The following is a 16,994-nucleotide window of genomic DNA, read 5'->3' as shown; positions in this document are numbered from 1 at the left end:
CATCGATGAACCGCAGCTTTCTGATCGAATCCGGACATGCCGCCCTGCTGGCGGTGCCGAATATCGACACCGACATCATCATTCCGCAAACCGAACTGGTGACCACTTCCCGGCGTGGCCTGGGCCAGGGCCTGTTCGCCCGCTGGCGCTACCTGGAGGGGCGCGTGCCCGACCCTGCCTTCGTGCTGAACCAGCCGCAGCACCGCCATGCCACGTTCCTGATCGCCGCCGATAATTTCGGCTGCGGCAGCTCGCGCGAGCATGCGGCCTGGGCCCTGGCCGACTTCGGCATCCGCGCCGTCGTGGCGCCCGGGTTTGGCGAAATATTCCAGCGCAACTGCGTGCGCAACGGCATCTTGCCGGCGCGTGTCAGCGCGGACGGCTATGCGCGCCTGGCAGAGGCGGCACGGCTGGCAGGCGGCGGCTTGCGCCTGAGCATAGACCTGCACCATCAGCGCATCAACTGCGCGCAATTTTCGCTGACCTTCGACATCGAGCCGGACGATGCGGCGCGCCTGCTGCGCGGGACCGATGAAATCGCCGAAACGCTGGCGCATGCGGGTGCCATCGCCCGTTTCGCCGCCGCCGACCGGACGCGCCGGCCATGGGTGTACGAGCCGGGCTGGGAGCAGGGCGAAGCGTGCGTGGCCGACGCGCTGGCGCAGGAGGCGACATGAGCCATTTTCGCCACCACGTCTTTTTCTGCTGCAACCAGCGCGACGGCGGGCGCGATTGCTGCGCCAACCACGGTGCCGACCAACTGCGCCAGCATGCCAAGGAGCGCCTGGCCGCGCTGGGCATGCTGGGCCAGGAGCAGGTGCGCATCAACCAGGCCGGTTGCCTGGACCGCTGCGAGCTGGGCCCGGTGCTGGTGATTTATCCGGAAGCGACCTGGTACACCTATCTCGATGCCAGCGACATTGACGAGATCATCGATGAACACCTGATCCATCACCGCGTCGTCGAGCGCCTGCTGGTGTGACGCGCCGCGTCGCGCATGCATTTCCATTCACCTATCTTAGCGAGGCAATTGCAATGATATTTCCGAACTTGGCAGTAAGCCGGGCGGCGCGCCTGCGCCGCGTACTGGGCGCGGCGGCAGTGGCGCTGGCGGCATGCATGGCGTGGGCGCTGCCGGCGGTCGCGCAGGCGGCAGGGCAACTGAACCTGTATTGCGCCTACCCGGACGCGGCCATGTGCCAGGCGCTGGCGAATGGTTTCGGCGCGCGCCACGGCGTCAAGGTGAGCGTGGTGCAAAAGCCCACCGGCGAGCTGTATGCGCAGATTAAGGGCGAGGCCCGCAATCCGAAGGGCGACCTGTGGTGGGGCGGCTCAGGCGATTCCTTCCTGCAGGCGGCGCAGGACGGCTTGCTGGAAACCTACCGCTCGCCGCAGCTCGCGCAGCTGGCCGCCTGGTCCCTGATCCAGGCGGAGCAGTCGGCCTACCGCAGCGTCGGCGTGTACCGCGCCGTGATGGTGCTGGCGTATAACACCGAATTGCTGAAGAAGAAAAAACTCGCGCCGCCGCAGTGCTGGCGGAACCTGGTCGACCCCATCTACAAGGGGGAGATCGAACTTTCCAATCCCGCCTCGTCAGGCACTGCCTACATGATGCTGGCCACGATGGCCCAACTGTTCGGCGAAGACGGCGCCTTTCGCTACCTGCAGCAGCTGCATCCTTCGGTCACCAGCTATTCGCGCAGCGGTGCCGGTCCGCTGAAGGCTGTCGCGCGCGGCGAGGCCAGCATCGGCGTGGCGATGCTGCATGGCGTCATGACGGAACGCGAAAACGGCTTTCCCGTCGCCTATACGCTGCCCTGCGAGGGCACGGGGGCCGAGGCGGGCTCCATGGCGATCCTGCGCAATGCGCGCAACCTGGCAAATGCCAGGCTGTTCTATGACTGGGCCCTGGGGGCGGAGGCGCAGGCCCTGCCATATTCGCTCAGGCAGTATCCACTGCCAGCCAACCGTGGCATCAAGCTGCCACCCGGGATGCCGGACCTGGCCAAGGCGAAGTTCCTCGACTACGACTACGCCAAATTCGGCTCCCGCGAACAGCATGCCTTGCTGCTGGGACGCTGGAATAAAGATGTTGCCAGTGCCCAATGACAGGATATCGCGCCATGGCTGTTTCTGATGTGAACACGGCGAGCGCCACGGCCGGCGGCGCCGGCCGGCACCGCATTGCGTCCTGCTGGTACTGGGTTCTGCTCGGTCTGCTAGGTGCCTGTCTGTTGCCCTGGCATGCGCAGTCCGATGGACGCTGGCTGCTACCCCCGGCCTTGCTGTTGGGCGAGCCGGCCAGCATGGCCGGCGCGGTGCTGCTGTTGCAGTCGCGTGATGGCGGCGCGCTGCCGTCGCTGCTGCTGCCATTGCTGCTGGGCTGGGCCGCGTGGCGTCGTCGTCCGCCCGCCGTGGCACTGCTGTTGGCGGGCGCTGCCGGCTTGCTGTGGCTTGGCCTGTGCGCTTTTGCCGCCAGCGGGGCCAGCATGGGGCCTGGCCAGCTGGCGTGCGCGGCCAGTCTGCTGTCCTGCCTGGCGCTGGGCCTGAGCCAGCGCGGCTATTTCGGCGGCGACGCGTTCGTGGCCGGCACGGTATTGTCGATCAGCCTGCTCGTAGGGGTGTTTACGCTGGTGCCGACCGCCGCCATGCTCTCGCATGCATTCGATGATGGCCGTGGCGGGCATGCCTGGACCGCGCCGCTGCGACTGCTCTACAGCGGCTATCTGTGGAGCGGCGCCTGCCTGACCGGCGCGGGACGCTGCGGCACGGTCTGGACCACGCTGTTCATCGCCGCCGTGTCTGCACTGCTGTGTACGCTTGTCGGCTTCGCGCTGGCGCTGCAGATGGCCCGCGTGCGCGGACCGCTGGCGCGCGTGGTGCAATGGCTGTCGGTCCTGCCGCTGATCGCCCCGCCTTTCGTGGTCGGCCTGGCATTCATCCTGCTGTTTGGCCGTTCCGGGCTGTTCAACACCCTGCTGGAAAGCTGGTTCGGCATCGTGCCCGGGCGCTGGATCTATGGCGTACAGGGCATCTTGCTGGCGCAGTTGTTCACGTTCACACCGGTTGCCTGCCTGGTCCTGCGCGGCGTGGTCGAGGGTATTTCGCCGGCGCTCGACGAGGCGGCGCAGACCTTGCGGGCGGGGCCGTATCAGCGCTTCTTCAGCATTACCTTGCCGCTGGCCAAGCCGGGTCTGACCAGCGCCTTCCTGATCTGCTTCGTCGAATCGCTGACCGATTTCGGCAATCCCATCCTGCTTGGTGGCAATACTGAAGTGTTGGCCACCGATATCTTTTTTGCCATCGTTGGCGCGCAGCAGGATGTCGGCCGCGCGGCCAGCCTGTCGGCATTGCTCCTGGGATTGACGCTGGTGGCGCTGTGGCTGCAGCGGCGCGTGCTGGGCAAGGCTTCCTACGCCACCATCAGCGGCAAGGGCGCCGCCACGCGCCATGCGCCGCTACCGGTGAGCCTGCAACGGGCCTGCGGGAGCGCTGCCATCCTGTGGAGCGCGCTGACGCTGCTGGTTTTCATGCTGGTGCTGGTGGGCGGTTTTGTCGTCAACTGGGGGCGCGACTACCGGCCCAGCATGGTGCATTACCTGAACGCGTTCGGCGTGACCCCTGGCGCGGCCGATCCCCTGACGGGCGTGGCCTGGGAAAGCTTGCTCGGCACGCTGGGCATGGCATTGCTGGTGGCACCGCTGGGCGCGGTGCTGGGCCTGCTGGCCGGCTGGGTCATCAGCCGCCAGCAGTTTCCCGGCAAGCGCCTGTTCGAGGCATTCAGTTTCCTGCCGCTGGCGGTGCCGGGCACGGTGATCGGCGTGGCGTATGTGCTGAGCTTTAACGGCCCGCCCCTGGAGCTGACGGGCGGCGCGGCCATCATCGTCATCTGCCTGCTGTGCCGCAACCTGCCCGTGCTGGTGCAGACCACGGTGGCGGCACTGGCGCAGGTCGAACGCAGCCTGGGCGAGGCGTCGCTGACCCTCGGCGCCAGCAATTGGCAGACCCTGCTGCGCATCGAGCTGCCCTTGCTGCGCCAGGCGCTCACCGGCAGCCTGATCTATGGCTTCGTGCGCGCCATGACCACCATCACGGCCGTCATTTTCCTGGTCTCGGCCGGCCACGAGCTGGCGACCACGTTCATCATCAATCGCGTCATCAATGGCGATTACGGACTGGCGGTGGCCTACAGCACGCTGCTGATCGGACTCAGCCTGGTGGTCGTGGCCGTGGTGCAGCGCCTGGCCGGCCGCCGCCGCGCGGGGCCGGCTGCCGGCCCCGGTGGTATCCCTATCCATGTTTCCTGAGGAGCAGCACGATGGCAGCAGCACAGATTCAATTGCAGGGCGTCTCGAAGCGCTACGGCACGGTCACCGCCGTGGATGACGTGTCGTTGACGATCGAGGCCGGATCGCTGACGACCTTGCTGGGGCCATCGGGCTGCGGCAAGACCACGATGCTGCGCATGCTGGCGGGGCTGGAACTCGCCTCGGCAGGCCGGATTCTCATCGGTGGCCGCGATGTCACGCATGTCGGCGCGGCCGGGCGCAACGTCACCATGGTGTTCCAGAGCTACGCCCTGTTCCCGCACATGAGCGTGTTCGACAACGTCGCCTACGGCTTGCGCCTGGCGGGGCGTCCCAAGGCCGAGGTGCAGGAGCGCGCCATGGCCGGCCTGGCGCTGACGGGACTCGATGCGTATGCGCGGCGCTGGCCGTCCGAGCTGTCCGGCGGCCAGCAGCAGCGCGTGGCCATCGCCCGCGCGCTGGTGCTCGAGCCGGAGGTGCTGCTGTTCGACGAACCGCTGTCGAATCTGGATACGCAGCTGCGCCGCATGCTGCGCAAGGAAATCCGCGAATTGCAGCAGCGCTTGCAGCTGACCGTGGTGTACGTCACCCACGATCAGGCCGAGGCGCTGGCCATTTCGGACCAGGTGGTGCTCATGCATCGCGGCAAGGTGGCGCAGGCCAGCACGCCGCAGGGCATCTACCGCGCACCGCGCGACGCTTTCGTCGCCACCTTTCTGGGCGACTGCAACCTTGCGCCGGGTCGCCTGATGGCCATCGAAGGTGCGCTGGGAAGAGTCTGCATGGGCGGCCTGGAGCTGCGCCTGCCCCATTGCGGCCAGGCGCCGGGGCCGGTGCAACTGGCCATGCGGCCGCAGGCGCTGCGTCTTGCGGGCGCGGGCCAGGCGGGTGGCGTGGCTGCCGAGATCACCAGCGTCACCTTTCTCGGTGGCTTGCTGGAGATCGAATTGCGCACCGCGTTCGGCCCGTGGCTGGTGCATGCGGCGCCGCAAGCCGGCCTGGCGCCGGGCATGCCGGTCACGGTCATGCTCGACACGAGTTCCATGGCGCTGCTGGCCGCGTAGGCAGCGTCCCCCCCAATTTCAGAGAAGGACTTTCGCATGATGAACCGACGAACGATGCTTGCCCGGCTGGGCCTGTTGGCAGGCGGTGCCGCCGCCTGGCCGGCGCGCACGGCCGCGGCGGCGCCGCTGGCCCCCGTGCTGGCCGGGCACCCTGCCTACATCGTGAACTACCTGCCGCACATGGTCGCCTTGACCCAGCAGTACATGCGCGAGGAGGGCCTCGATTTTCGCCTCATGTCGTCCGATGGCGGGACCAAGCTGCGCGACATCGTCGCCGGTGGCCAGGTCAGCTTCGGCCTGGGCGACAGCACGCATCCGATCCAGCTGGCCAACCGGGGCCGCCCGGCCAAGATACTGCTGGCGATCGACCGCCGCTGTCCGTATACCAACGTGGTGGTGCGCAGCGACCTGTACGAGAAAGGCATCACCACCTTGCAGGCGCTGGCCGACTACCGCCGGCCGGACCGCGCGCGTCCCATCGTGGCCGTGGCGACCCTGGGTGGCGGCCAGTATGTGTATGCCAGCTACCTGTTCGAGCAGATCGGCGCCGCCAACAAGCTGAACCTGGTGTCCGGCGGCGTCACGCTGACCATGCTCGGCGGCCTGCGCAGCGGCCAGTTCGACGCCATCGTCGCGCCGGCCGCCTGGCAGATCGAGGCCGAGCGCGGCGGTTTTGGCAAGACCATCTTTGACGTGTCCGACGACGCCAGCTGGAACCGCTATTTCGGCGGCCCCCTGCCGGTGACATGCGCCTATGCGCTGCAATCGACGATCGACCGGTATCCGCAACTGGTGCAGGCATATGTCAATGGCATGGTGCGGGCGCTGCACTGGATACGCCGCAGCAGCAGCGCGCAGATATGGCAGGAAGTCGGCGTCAGGCAGCTGCGTGAAACGCGCGCCGATACGGCCGTGCTGGAACTCGATGCCTTCAAGCGCACGGCCAGCTACGACGGTGAAACCGATGCCGCCGCCTTTGCCAACGGCGCGCCCATCTGGTTCCGTCCAGGCACTGGCATCAAGCCGATCCGCTACGCGGACGTCACCGACCTGTCTTTCCTTCACCTGAGTAGGCGCAAATATGGCTAGCACATTACAACCCCTGCATGAAGCGCCGCCCGGACCGCAGTTGCGGCTGGTGCCCGAAACGGCGCAGCCGCGCCTGGAATTGCGCGGACTGACGCGCGACTTCACCCTCAACGCGCGGCCCGTGCGCGTCGTCGACAACCTCTCGCTATCGATCGCCAAGGGCGAGTTCGTCTCGCTGATCGGCCCGTCCGGCTCGGGCAAAAGCACCATCCTGAACATGCTGTCGGGCGTGCTCGAGCGGACGGCAGGCGACGTGCTGGTCGACGGTGTCAGCCTGTCGTCGAGCGACATGATGCGCGAGCTGGGCTATGTCTTCCAGAGCGATAACTGCTACCCCTGGCGCAGCGTCGCCGACAATATCGGCCTGGGTCTGGAGCTGGCCGGCATTCCCAAGCCGGAACGGCGCAGGCGGGTGGCCGAGGCCATCGAACGCATCGGCCTGCAGGGATTTGAACGCGCCTTTCCCAAGATGCTGTCGGGCGGCATGCGCCAGCGCGTGTCCCTGATGCGTACGCTGATCATGCGTCCCAGCATCCTCCTCATGGACGAGCCATTTGGCGCGCTCGATACGCATACCAAGTTCGAGATGCACAAGCTGCTGCTCGAACTTTGGCAAGCCGAGCAGCAGACGGTGGTTTTCATCACGCATGATCTGGGCGAGGCCATTACGCTGTCGGACCGTATCGTCGTGCTGTCGGCGCGGCCCGGCCGCATCAAGGAAATCTTCGACGTCAGGCTGCCACGCCCGCGCGACGCGCTATCGGTGCGCGAATTGCCGGAATACAGCGCCCTGTTCGCACGCATCTGGCATTCGCTGGGCGAGGAATTCAACAAGGGAGAGGCGACATGACACTGAGCCGCTATACCTGGCATTCCGTCTGGTTCTGGCGCATTGCCGTGCTGCTGATCCTGCTGACAGTGTGGCAGTGGGGCTTCAGCCTGCAGCCGAAGCTGCCGTGGCTGGTGCCCAGCTTCATCGATCCCTACTTCATTTCCACGCCCACGGGCGTGCTGGACAAGCTGAGCCACATGGCGTGCATGACGGACGAGGAAGGCCAGCTGCTGCTGGGGCGTGCCGGGGCGGTGGCGGCCTGCTTCAGCGCTACCGACAATAATCTGCTGGCCGCCATTTCCGCCACGCTGCGCAATACCTTCTGGGGCTTTGCGCTGGGCGTGAGCACGGGATTCGTCGTCGGCCTGCTGCTGGGCCGCTCGCCTTTCTGGGCCAGCGTCTTCGACCCTTACATCGTCGGCTTCAACTCGGTGCCGCGCATCGCGCTGGTGCCGCTGATCGTGCTCATTTTTGGCCTGGGCGATGCATCCAAGATACTCACGGCCTGGCTGATCGTCTTCTTCGTGGTGTTCTTTAATACCTTCGGCGGCGCGCGGCAGGTGCAGCGCGACCTGGTCCATGTGGCGCGCGTGCTGGGCGCGACGAACTGGCAGGTGATGACCCGCACTGTCATTCCGTCCACGCTGGAATGGGTCTTCGCCTCGCTGGTGCCCAGCGTGTCGTTTGCGCTGATCGGCGTCATCGTGGGCGAATTCATCGGTTCCGAACGGGGACTGGGGCGTCTGATCATCGAGGCGCAGGGACGGGGCGACGCGGCCGCCATGATGGCGACGCTGAGCGTGCTGGTACTGATCGGCGTCATGTTGTCGGGGCTGATCCACCAGGTGCAGGAGTATTTGCTGCGCTGGCGCTGAAGAGCTGCACAGGCGGTGATCTGATCGATTCATTACATAGGACTGGTAACGATTTCATGAAAAAAAAGACAGGCATCCTGCTGGCGCTGGTGGCGGCGCTGGGCTGGCACAGCGCCGCCGCCAGCGGCGAACTGAAACTCTACGGCCTCATGGACATGGGCCTGAATCTGGAAAATGATGGCAGCGGGGGAGGAACCGTCACGCGCCTGAGCAGCGGCGGCCAGAGCAGCAGCCGCATCGGCATCAAGGGCAGCGAAGCGCTCGGCGGCGGCCTGGTCGCCAGCTTTGTGCTTGAGAACGGTATTCTGGCCGATACCGGCGGCATCGACCAGGGCGGGGTACTCTTCGGGCGCCAGTCCTGGGTCGCCCTGGGGGGCGATTTCGGCATGCTCAAGCTGGGCAGGAAATACACGGTCAGCGCCGAGGTGCTCGACAGTTTTGATCCCTTCCACATCAATATGGCGGGCGACGCCAGCCGTCTGTTCAATGTGAGTGGCAAGCGCGTCAATAACAATCTCAGCTACACGACGCCGGAGCTGGGCGGCATGAGCGCGCAGCTGTCGTGGGGATTCGGCGAACAGCCCGGCAGCCTGGCGGCCGGCCGCCAGCTTGGCGCCAGCGCCAGCTACGCGCGTGGCCCGTTGGCGCTGGCGCTGGCCTATGTCGACCAGGACAGCGCCAGCACGCGCGCCAGTGCCAGCACCATCATGCTGGGTGGCGTGTACGACGCGGGCGCGCTGAAGCTGCACGCGGGCGCGGCGCGCAACACCGACAGCGCTGGCCTGGACACGCGCGACCTGCTGCTCGGCGTAAGCGTGCCGTTCGGCGCCTCGCTGCTGCTGGCCGATTACATCCGCAAATGGGATAGCGGCAAGGCTGGCGGCAATGCCGGCCAGTTCGCCCTTGGCTACAGCTATGCGCTGTCGCGGCGGACCAATCTGTATACCTCGTACTCGCAGACGCACAATGGCCGCGCCGCCAAATACAACGCCGCGCGCAACGGCGACACCGACCGCCTGTTCAATGCCGGCATCCGCCACTTCTTTTGAGGCGGCGCCTGTCTACCTGACCCCTAACGCGGCCTTGCCGCCCTGGACACGATGAAAACGCTCTACGATAAATTATGGGAATCCCACGCGGTGCAAGTTGACGAGGATGGCACCGCCATGCTGTATATCGACCGGCACCTGCTGCATGAAGTCACCAGTCCGCAAGCCTTCGAGGGCTTGCGCGCGGCCGGACGCAAGCCGTGGCGCGTTGGCGCCAACCTGGCGGTGGCCGATCACAACGTGCCGACGGGCGACCGCGCCGGCGGCATCGCCGACCCGGTCGCGCGGCGCCAGGTCCAGACCCTCGATACCAACGCCCGCTTCTACGGCCTGACCTATTTCGACATGCACGACAGGCGCCAGGGCATAGCGCACGTGGTCGGGCCGGAGCAGGGGGCGACCCTGCCGGGCATGACGGTCGTCTGCGGCGATTCGCACACCTCGACGCATGGCGCCTTTGGCTGCCTGGCCTTCGGCATCGGTACTTCCGAAGTCGAGCATGTGCTGGCTACCCAGACCCTGCTGGACCGCAAATCGAAGGCCATGCTGGTGCATATCGACGGCGTGCTCGCATCCGGCGTCACGGCCAAGGATATCGCCCTGGAAGTGATCGGGCGGATCGGCACGGCCGGCGGCACTGGCTACGCCATCGAGTTTGCCGGTCCGGCCATCCGCGCGCTGTCGATGGAAGGGCGCATGATGCTCTGTAACATGGCGATCGAGGCGGGCGCGCGCGCCGGCATGATCGCGGTGGACGAGACGACGATCGCCTATGTCAAGGGGCGGCCGTATGCGCCGGCGGGCGCGCAGTGGAAAAAAGCCGTCGCGTATTGGAAGACGCTGCACACGGATGCGGGCGCCAGTTTCGACCGCGTGGTACTGCTCGATGCCGCGGGCATCAGCCCGCAAGTGACCTGGGGCACCTCGCCGGAAATGGTCGTGGCCGTCGACGGCCGCGTGCCGGATCCCGGCGCGGAGCGGGACGCGGCGCGCCGCGAGGCCATGAGCAAGGCGCTGGCCTATATGGATCTGGCGCCTGACACCCTGATCGCCGACATCCGCATCGACAAGGTGTTCATCGGCTCCTGCACCAATGCGCGCATCGAGGATCTGCGCTCGGCGGCCGAGGTCGTGCGCGGCAAGCGGCGCGCCGCCAGCGTCAAGCTGGCCATGGTGGTGCCCGGCTCTGGCCTGGTGAAGGCGCAGGCCGAGCGGGAGGGGCTGGATCGCGTCTTCAGGGAGGCCGGCTTCGAATGGCGCGAGCCTGGCTGCTCGATGTGCCTGGCCATGAATGCCGACCGCCTGGAACCGGGCGAACGCTGCGCCTCGACCTCGAACCGCAACTTCGAGGGGCGCCAGGGCGCGGGCGGACGCACGCATCTCGTCTCACCGGCGATGGCCGCCGCGGCAGCCATTGCCGGTTGCTTCGTCGATGTGCGCAAGATGAGTTAAGGCCGGCATACGCCGCTTGCATATCAATGCGGCGCCGGCTGGACATCCGGCCGGCGCGCTCTCCAGGGGAGGCTCAAAGCATGGAAAAATTCACACAGCATACCGGCCTGGTCGTACCGCTCGACCGCGCCAACGTCGACACCGACGCGATCTTGCCCAAGCAGTTTCTGACGGCGATCCACCGCACCGGTTTCGGTCCCAATCTGTTCGACCAGTGGCGCTATCTGGACACCGGCGTGCCGGGCCAGGATAACAGCCGTCGTCCGCTGAATCCCGACTTCGTGCTCAACGAGGCGCGCTACCAGGGCGCCTCGATACTGCTGGCGCGCGCCAATTTTGGCTGCGGCTCGTCGCGCGAGCATGCGCCCTGGGCGCTGGGCCAATACGGCTTTCGCGTCATCATTGCTCCATCGTTTGCCGACATTTTCTTCAATAACTGCTGCAAGAACGGCTTGCTGCCCATCGTGCTGGGTGAAGCGCAAGTCCATTACCTGTTCAAGGCGGTCGGCGCCGAACCGGGCTTCCGGCTGGAAGTCGACCTGGCGCGCCAGCGCGTTGCCGCCACCGATGGCAGCTTCGCCTGTTCCTTCTTCATCTCCGCGTTCACGAAGTATTGCCTGCTGAATGGCTTCGACGATATCAGCCTGACCTTGCGCCGTGCCGATGCCATCCGCCGCTTTGAAGAACGCCATTTGACGAAAAATCCCTGGTTGGCCAACGTAATGTAAAGATCATTCCATGAAAATTGCAATCCTGCCCGGCGACGGCATCGGTCCTGAAATCATCACGCAAGCCGTCAAGGTCTTGAATGTGCTGGGCGAATCGTTCGAGCTGGAAACGGCGCCCGTGGGCGGCGCCGGCTATGCGGCCCATGGCCATCCCTTGCCGGAAGGCACCCTGGCCCTGGCGAAAGCGGCCGATGCCGTGCTGTTCGGCGCTGTCGGCGACTACCAGTACGACAATCTGGAGCGCCAGTTCCGTCCCGAGCAGGCGATCCTGGGCTTGCGCAAGAACCTGGGTCTGTTCGCCAACCTGCGTCCGGCCATTCTGTATCCGGAGCTGGCGGGCGCCTCGACCCTGAAGCCGGAAGTGGTGTCCGGCCTGGACATTTTGATCATCCGTGAACTGACGGGCGACATCTATTTCGGCCAGCCCCGCGGCGTGCGCGAGTGCCCGGATGGTCCGTTCAAGGGCCAGCGCGAAGGTTTTGACACCATGCGCTATGCGGAAGGGGAAATCCGCCGCATCGCCCACGTGGCTTTCCAGGCCGCGCAAAAGCGCGACAAGCGCCTCACCAGCGTGGACAAGGCGAACGTGCTGGAAACCTTCCAGTTCTGGAAAGATATCGTCACCGATGTGCACAAGGAATACCCGGATGTGGCGCTCGATCACATGTATGTCGACAACGCGGCCATGCAGTTGGTGCGGGCGCCGAAGAAATTCGACGTCATGGTGACTGGCAACATGTTCGGCGACATTCTGTCGGATGCGGCCGCCATGCTGACGGGCTCGATCGGCATGCTGCCGTCGGCCTCGCTCGACGCCAACAACAAGGGCCTGTATGAGCCGTCGCACGGCTCGGCGCCCGATATCGCGGGCAAGGGCATCGCCAATCCGCTGGCGACGATCTTGTCGGCGGCCATGATGCTGCGCTATTCGCTCAACCGCGAAGAGCAGGCAAGCCGCATCGAGGCTGCTGTCAAGCAAGTGCTGGCGCAGGGCCTGCGCACGGCCGACATCCATGAAGCGGGCACGACTTTGGTCGGTACCGAGGCGATGGGTGATGCCGTGGCGCGTGCCTGCGCCGCTGCCTGAGATGGCGCCGCGTCTATTGCACTACCCGCGCCGCCTGGCTGGCGCGTGCCGGCGGTGCCACATGCTGGGCGGCAAGCAACAGGCTCGAACGTGCCGCCGCCAGTTGCGCCGTCGTGACGTCGATCGAGAACGCCACCGAGCGCTCGTGCCCGACCATCATCGGCGGGCCGAAGCGCTTGACGTGCAAGCCGATCTTGCGCAGCAGTTTTTCAAAGGCGACGGTCGTGACGCCGACGTAGCACGTGATGTTGTTGTCCAGGGCGAATTCCAGTGCCTCGACCACCATGTGCGAACTGGCCAGCGAGAAGCGGTGTTCGCCGCCTTTCGACTGCTCGAAGGCGAACCGGCTGAGCTCCCAGGTATCTTCGGCGTTCGGAATGGGATTGCCTTGCAGCAATTGCGGGAAAACGGACTTGAGCATGTAGTCGCCGGTTGTCGGCAGCAGGCGCGCGCAGCCGAACAGTTTGCCGCTGATATCGCGCGCCAGCATGTACACGGGGAACAAATCATCGTATTCGTCCGATTCCATGCCGTCCGCCGTATGCACGTCCCAGTGCAGCCGTTCGCAGAACACCATGTGGCGCAGCCGGTACATGGCATGGGTGTCTTCGGGTTTCATGTTGTCGCGTGTACAGGCGCTGACAGTGATGACCATGGTTCGCTCTCCATTCAAATTTGATAATGCTTCCATATAAACATTGACTGTAGTTAACTGATACTGTAGGTTCCAACAGGTGTCTGTCCGACAATAGACGTGTCATGACACTGGCCCAGGAAGCAACGGCTGGCATCTGCGAGTAGCAACAAGGTGTTGTGGCGCCGCGCCTGCTGGCGCCGTGATCAGAAAAGAGTAATGCCGATGAAATTTCCAGAAGCGATGACGGATAGAATTTCCGTTTTGAAGTCGAACGGTGTGCGTGTCGATGGCTTGCGTGCACTGGTCAAGAAAAACAGTATCTTGACCCAGCAGGATCTGGTGGTGATCGAGGCAGGCGACTTAATCGTGCGGCAACTTTGCACGGGGCGCGAAGAGACGTATGAAGTGCTAGATCCGGGATTCCACGAGAAATTTTATGATATCCGGGCGGCCTACCATATGGAGGTGCGGCGCTGCGACCGCGCCAGACGCGGCAAGCTGGCCGCGGACTGACGCGGGAAGGCTGGCGGCCGGGGGCGTGCTGCCGCCCGTGCCTGCGCTCGTCAATCTTCGTTGGGAATCAGCATCAGCAGGTCGGTGACGCCGATGTCGATGCTGCTTTGCGACAGCAGGGTGGTGGCCTGGCCCCGGTGATGCGTCTGGTGATTGAAAAAATGCATGATCAGGCTCGAATAGCGCTTGCGCGACACCATGCCTTTCATGTTGGCGTAGCCGAGCGGCTGTTCCAGGTCGCCTGGCGTCAGGTCGGCGGCCCAGCGCTGTATGGTCTGGTCCAGCGTATGGCGCAGCCTGAGCAGGCCCGTCAGGTCTTCGGCCTGCGGCTGGTTCAGCGCCGCCGGGGCGGCTGCCGCGCGGATGGCGTCGAGCGCCGGCTGGCGTGCCGGATGTCCGCAGAAACGCTTGAGCCAGATCGTATCGGCGACGACAAGGTGGTTCATCGTGCCGAAGAGGGAACCAAAAAAAGCCTTGCGGTCGGCAAAGAGCTCCTCCTGAGATAGTTGCCCAGCTGCACTATACAGTTTCTCGTTCATTACTTCATTGTAGGCGGCCATTCGGACGATATGGTCACATGTGCTCATGAGTGCTCTCTCCATGTCAGGGCTGAATTACTGCACGCAGATAGTGTATGGTTTTGCAAGAATTGGCAAGCGTGCTACGTCCGCTCGGGTCGCGCCATCGTGCCATCGTGCCATCGTGCCATCGTGCCATCGTGCCAGCGTCTTGCGCTTGCTCAATTCTCGCCTCCCGCATTTCATTCCCCGCTACAGGCATTCTGTTCCCCCGTTTCCTGATTTGGTCATTGTGATCAGCCTGGCAACAGCCGTTTGGCCTATGATGGCCTGGCACATGCACGTGTGAAGTTTCCCTTCATTCATCAACCATGAGGTGTCCATGATCCGCTATGCCCTGCCTGCCCTGTTGTTTGCCGCCGCCCTGCCGGCGCACGCCCAAGCCCCTGCCAATGACACGCCGCTGATCGAGCGGGCGAAGATTTTTGGCAATCCCAGCAAGTCCGGCGGGCGCATCAGCCCGGATGGCAAGTGGCTGTCGTGGATCGCGCCGCGCGACGGCGTGCTCAATGTGTGGGTGGCGCCGGCCAGCGACCCGGCGCAAGCTCGCCCGCTGACGGAAGAAAAGGTGCGGCCCATCCGCAGCAGCTTCTGGTCGCCCGATTCGAAAACCCTGCTGTTCATCCAGGACAAGGGCGGCGATGAAAACTTCCTGCTGTACGGCGTGAACGTGGCGAGCGGCAAGCAGATCAACTACACGCCGTTCGAGAAGACCCGCGTGCGGATAGTCCAGATCAGCAGCAAGGTGAAGGACCGCATCCTCGTCGGCATCAATAACCGCGATGCGCGCTGGCACGACGTGTACAGCCTGGACCTGGCCAGCGGCAAGCTGACCCTGGTGCAGCAGAATGATGGCTATGGCGGCTATGTCGCCGATGAACTGCTCAACTTGCGCATTGCCAGCAAGGCGCGCGCCGATGGCGGCATGACGTATTTCCGCCTGGCCGATGGCAAGGTCGAGAGCACGCCGCTGGCCGAAGTGGGCCTGGAAGATGCGCAGACCACGTCGCCGCTGGCGTTCACGGTCGATGGCAAGACCCTGTACTGGAACGATTCGCGCGGCCGCAATACCTCGGCGCTGCTGGCGCAGGACGTGGCCAGCGGCAAGAGCACGGTGGTGGCGCAAGACCCGCGCACGGATATTGCCGATGCGCTGTACGACACGCGCACGGGCCGCGTGCAGGCCTACACGGTCAATTTTCTGCAGCAGGAATATCTGCCGCTGACGAACGACCTGAAAGCCGACCTGGCCTTCCTGAAAAAAAATACCCAGGGCCAGTTCACGGTAACGTCGCGCACGGATGCCGACGATAAATGGCTGGTGGCCGTCGATGCCGTCACGGCGCCGCCATCGAGCTGGCTGTACGAACGCAAGACCAGGAAGCTCACGCGGCTGTACGTGACGCGTCCGGAACTGGAAGGCGCACCGCTGGTGCCCATGTATCCGCAGCAAATCAAGGCGCGCGACGGCCTGAACCTGGTGTCGTATCTGACCCTGCCGCAAGCATCGAAGGCGAACGCCGGCGGCACGCCATCGCAGGCGGTGCCGATGGTGCTGCTGGTGCACGGCGGCCCGTGGGCGCGCGATACGTATGGCTACAACGGCTATCACCAGTGGCTGGCCAACCGCGGCTACGCCGTGCTGTCGGTGAACTTCCGCGGCTCGACGGGCTTCGGCAAGCAATTCATCTCGGCTGGCGACCTGCAGTGGGGCCGCAAGATGCATGACGACTTGCTCGACGCGGTGCAATGGGCGGTGAAAAGCGGTGTGACCACGGCCGACAAGGTGGCCATCATGGGCGGCTCGTATGGCGGTTATGCCACCCTGGCCGGCATGGCGTTCACGCCGACGACGTTTGCCTGCGGCGTCGACATCGTCGGCCCGTCGAACCTGTTTACCTTGCTGCAAACCATACCGCCGTATTGGGAAGCGGGCAAGCAGCAGTTCTACAAGCGCATGGGGGACCCGACCACGGAAGAGGGCAAGGCGCTGCTGAAGGAGCGTTCGCCGCTGAACTTTGCGCAGAATATCCAGCGCCCGCTGCTGATCGGCCAGGGCGCGAACGACCCGCGCGTCAACGTGGCTGAATCGGACCAGATCGTGGCGGCCATGGCGGCCAAGAACATCCCCGTCACGTATGTGCTGTTCCCCGACGAGGGTCATGGCTTTGCCCGGCCCGTGAACAACATCGCCTTCAATGCGGTGACGGAAAACTTCCTGGGGCAATGCCTGGCTGGGCGCGCCGAGCCCATCGGCGCCACCCTGAAGGCGTCCACCGCGCAGGTCAAGCATGGCGCGGAGTTTGCGCCGGGCTTGAAGCAAGCACTGCAGTAAAGCTGACGACAGGTGGCATGGCCTGCCGGGCAACATGCCGGGCAGGCCATGCTGCCCGCTGGCAAGAATTTCTGCGCGGGTGGCTTGCAAGGTGACAGCCTCGGGCGTGGCGTGCGTGCAACTGAGGGCAGGGTACGCGAGGCCGTATTCGATGCGGTCGCTGCTGCTGCAGCGGCAGGCATGCGCCGCCAGAATTTCCCCATGCAAAGCCGTCTTCCTGTTGGCGCACCGAGCGTACTCGACAGGGAAAATGGGCGGCAAGCCCTTGCTGTTGCCCATGCAGACTAGCCTGATGCCACGTCCGCATGGCTTACGGCGAGCAGGTCAATAGAGCCTCCCACGCGGGTTTCTTTTCCATAATTGTTGTTGAATAAATACACTATTTTAATAGCAATTGATTTTTATTAAAAAACTTCCCTATTTGATAATATTTTATAGTTGCTTTCTT

At 64.7% G+C, this 16,994-nt stretch carries 16 protein-coding genes; 14 read left to right on the top strand and 2 right to left on the bottom strand.

Annotation, left to right across the window (positions count from 1 at the left end; genetic code table 11):
* Positions 1–5: 5 nt before the first annotated feature.
* The 12 genes from leuD (U0004_RS22330) to leuB all read left to right on the top strand — a co-directional run bounded on the left by leuD (U0004_RS22330) (position 6) and on the right by leuB (position 12,483).
* Positions 6–677 carry a 3-isopropylmalate dehydratase small subunit gene (leuD, locus tag U0004_RS22330; protein WP_070260605.1) on the top strand — a complete coding sequence of 224 codons (672 nt, stop codon included), beginning with the start codon at positions 6–8 and terminating at the stop codon, positions 675–677.
* Positions 674–982, top strand: a complete 309-nt coding sequence (locus tag U0004_RS22325) for a (2Fe-2S) ferredoxin domain-containing protein (RefSeq protein ID WP_070260607.1) — start codon at positions 674–676, stop codon at positions 980–982. Before leuD (U0004_RS22330) ends, U0004_RS22325 begins: the two co-directional genes overlap by 4 nt.
* Positions 983–1,035: 53 nt before the next feature.
* Complete coding sequence (locus U0004_RS22320; protein WP_070260610.1) at positions 1,036–2,109, top strand: ABC transporter substrate-binding protein; 1,074 nt, start codon at positions 1,036–1,038, stop codon at positions 2,107–2,109.
* 14 nt (positions 2,110–2,123) lie between these two features.
* Entirely contained in the window at positions 2,124–4,307 is a 2,184-nt protein-coding gene (locus U0004_RS22315) for an ABC transporter permease (protein ID WP_167468689.1), read from the top strand.
* Between the two features lie 11 nt (positions 4,308–4,318).
* Complete coding sequence (locus tag U0004_RS22310) at positions 4,319–5,371, top strand: ABC transporter ATP-binding protein (protein WP_070260613.1); 1,053 nt, start codon at positions 4,319–4,321, stop codon at positions 5,369–5,371.
* Positions 5,372–5,407: 36 nt separating this feature from the next.
* Positions 5,408–6,460, top strand: coding sequence for an ABC transporter substrate-binding protein (locus tag U0004_RS22305; protein WP_081345932.1), 1,053 nt, complete (start codon positions 5,408–5,410; stop codon positions 6,458–6,460).
* A complete protein-coding gene (locus tag U0004_RS22300; RefSeq protein WP_115057557.1) occupies positions 6,453–7,310 on the top strand; it encodes an ABC transporter ATP-binding protein in 858 nt (285 codons plus the stop codon). Before U0004_RS22305 ends, U0004_RS22300 begins: the two co-directional genes overlap by 8 nt.
* The gene (locus U0004_RS22295) at positions 7,307–8,167 is read left to right on the top strand and encodes an ABC transporter permease (RefSeq protein ID WP_070260619.1); all 861 of its coding nucleotides are present in this window, start codon (positions 7,307–7,309) and stop codon (positions 8,165–8,167) included. The genes U0004_RS22300 and U0004_RS22295 overlap by 4 nt, the downstream gene beginning before the upstream one ends.
* Positions 8,168–8,223: 56 nt before the next feature.
* Complete coding sequence (locus U0004_RS22290) at positions 8,224–9,216, top strand: porin (RefSeq protein ID WP_070260622.1); 993 nt, start codon at positions 8,224–8,226, stop codon at positions 9,214–9,216.
* Between the two features lie 51 nt (positions 9,217–9,267).
* The gene (gene leuC / locus U0004_RS22285) at positions 9,268–10,668 is read left to right on the top strand and encodes a 3-isopropylmalate dehydratase large subunit (protein ID WP_070260624.1); all 1,401 of its coding nucleotides are present in this window, start codon (positions 9,268–9,270) and stop codon (positions 10,666–10,668) included.
* A gap of 80 nt (positions 10,669–10,748) precedes the next feature.
* Positions 10,749–11,396 carry a 3-isopropylmalate dehydratase small subunit gene (gene leuD, locus U0004_RS22280; protein ID WP_070260626.1) on the top strand — a complete coding sequence of 216 codons (648 nt, stop codon included), beginning with the start codon at positions 10,749–10,751 and terminating at the stop codon, positions 11,394–11,396.
* A 10-nt stretch (positions 11,397–11,406) separates the two neighbouring features.
* Positions 11,407–12,483 carry a 3-isopropylmalate dehydrogenase gene (gene leuB, locus U0004_RS22275; protein WP_115057556.1) on the top strand — a complete coding sequence of 359 codons (1,077 nt, stop codon included), beginning with the start codon at positions 11,407–11,409 and terminating at the stop codon, positions 12,481–12,483.
* A 13-nt stretch (positions 12,484–12,496) separates the two neighbouring features.
* On the opposite strand, the gene U0004_RS22270 is transcribed toward leuB, so the two are convergent.
* Entirely contained in the window at positions 12,497–13,138 is a 642-nt protein-coding gene (locus tag U0004_RS22270; protein ID WP_070260280.1) for an acyl-homoserine-lactone synthase, read from the bottom strand.
* 198 nt (positions 13,139–13,336) lie between these two features.
* On the opposite strand from U0004_RS22270, the gene U0004_RS22265 reads away from it, so the two are divergent.
* Positions 13,337–13,633 carry a hypothetical protein gene (locus tag U0004_RS22265; RefSeq protein WP_070260281.1) on the top strand — a complete coding sequence of 99 codons (297 nt, stop codon included), beginning with the start codon at positions 13,337–13,339 and terminating at the stop codon, positions 13,631–13,633.
* Positions 13,634–13,683: 50 nt separating this feature from the next.
* On the opposite strand, the gene U0004_RS22260 is transcribed toward U0004_RS22265, so the two are convergent.
* The gene (locus tag U0004_RS22260) at positions 13,684–14,193 is read right to left on the bottom strand and encodes a DinB family protein (protein ID WP_256608857.1); all 510 of its coding nucleotides are present in this window, start codon (positions 14,191–14,193) and stop codon (positions 13,684–13,686) included.
* 340 nt (positions 14,194–14,533) lie between these two features.
* On the opposite strand from U0004_RS22260, the gene U0004_RS22255 reads away from it, so the two are divergent.
* Entirely contained in the window at positions 14,534–16,546 is a 2,013-nt protein-coding gene (locus U0004_RS22255) for a S9 family peptidase (protein ID WP_070260283.1), read from the top strand.
* The last annotated feature ends 448 nt before the right edge of the window (positions 16,547–16,994 follow it).

Origin of the sequence: Janthinobacterium lividum, assembly GCF_034424625.1 — a bacterium.
In the GTDB taxonomy this organism is placed as follows: Bacteria; Pseudomonadota; Gammaproteobacteria; order Burkholderiales; family Burkholderiaceae_D; genus Janthinobacterium; species Janthinobacterium lividum.
Note: the sequence above shows the minus strand (reverse complement) of the source record. Positions and strands in the feature narration are given on the sequence as shown.

Excerpts from the sequence above, each read along its gene's own strand:
- leuD (WP_070260605.1), top strand. The coding sequence starts at position 6 with ATGAACCGCAGCTTTCTGATCGAATCCGGACATGCCGCCCTGCTGGCG.
- U0004_RS22325 (WP_070260607.1), top strand. The coding sequence starts at position 674 with ATGAGCCATTTTCGCCACCACGTCTTTTTCTGCTGCAACCAGCGCGAC.
- U0004_RS22320 (WP_070260610.1), top strand. The coding sequence starts at position 1,036 with ATGATATTTCCGAACTTGGCAGTAAGCCGGGCGGCGCGCCTGCGCCGC.
- U0004_RS22315 (WP_167468689.1), top strand. The coding sequence starts at position 2,124 with ATGGCTGTTTCTGATGTGAACACGGCGAGCGCCACGGCCGGCGGCGCC.
- U0004_RS22310 (WP_070260613.1), top strand. The coding sequence starts at position 4,319 with ATGGCAGCAGCACAGATTCAATTGCAGGGCGTCTCGAAGCGCTACGGC.
- U0004_RS22305 (WP_081345932.1), top strand. The coding sequence starts at position 5,408 with ATGATGAACCGACGAACGATGCTTGCCCGGCTGGGCCTGTTGGCAGGC.
- U0004_RS22300 (WP_115057557.1), top strand. The coding sequence starts at position 6,453 with ATGGCTAGCACATTACAACCCCTGCATGAAGCGCCGCCCGGACCGCAG.
- U0004_RS22295 (WP_070260619.1), top strand. The coding sequence starts at position 7,307 with ATGACACTGAGCCGCTATACCTGGCATTCCGTCTGGTTCTGGCGCATT.
- U0004_RS22290 (WP_070260622.1), top strand. The coding sequence starts at position 8,224 with ATGAAAAAAAAGACAGGCATCCTGCTGGCGCTGGTGGCGGCGCTGGGC.
- leuC (WP_070260624.1), top strand. The coding sequence starts at position 9,268 with ATGAAAACGCTCTACGATAAATTATGGGAATCCCACGCGGTGCAAGTT.
- leuD (WP_070260626.1), top strand. The coding sequence starts at position 10,749 with ATGGAAAAATTCACACAGCATACCGGCCTGGTCGTACCGCTCGACCGC.
- leuB (WP_115057556.1), top strand. The coding sequence starts at position 11,407 with ATGAAAATTGCAATCCTGCCCGGCGACGGCATCGGTCCTGAAATCATC.
- U0004_RS22270 (WP_070260280.1), bottom strand. The coding sequence starts at position 13,138 with ATGGTCATCACTGTCAGCGCCTGTACACGCGACAACATGAAACCCGAA.
- U0004_RS22265 (WP_070260281.1), top strand. The coding sequence starts at position 13,337 with ATGCCGATGAAATTTCCAGAAGCGATGACGGATAGAATTTCCGTTTTG.
- U0004_RS22260 (WP_256608857.1), bottom strand. The coding sequence starts at position 14,193 with ATGGCCGCCTACAATGAAGTAATGAACGAGAAACTGTATAGTGCAGCT.
- U0004_RS22255 (WP_070260283.1), top strand. The coding sequence starts at position 14,534 with ATGATCCGCTATGCCCTGCCTGCCCTGTTGTTTGCCGCCGCCCTGCCG.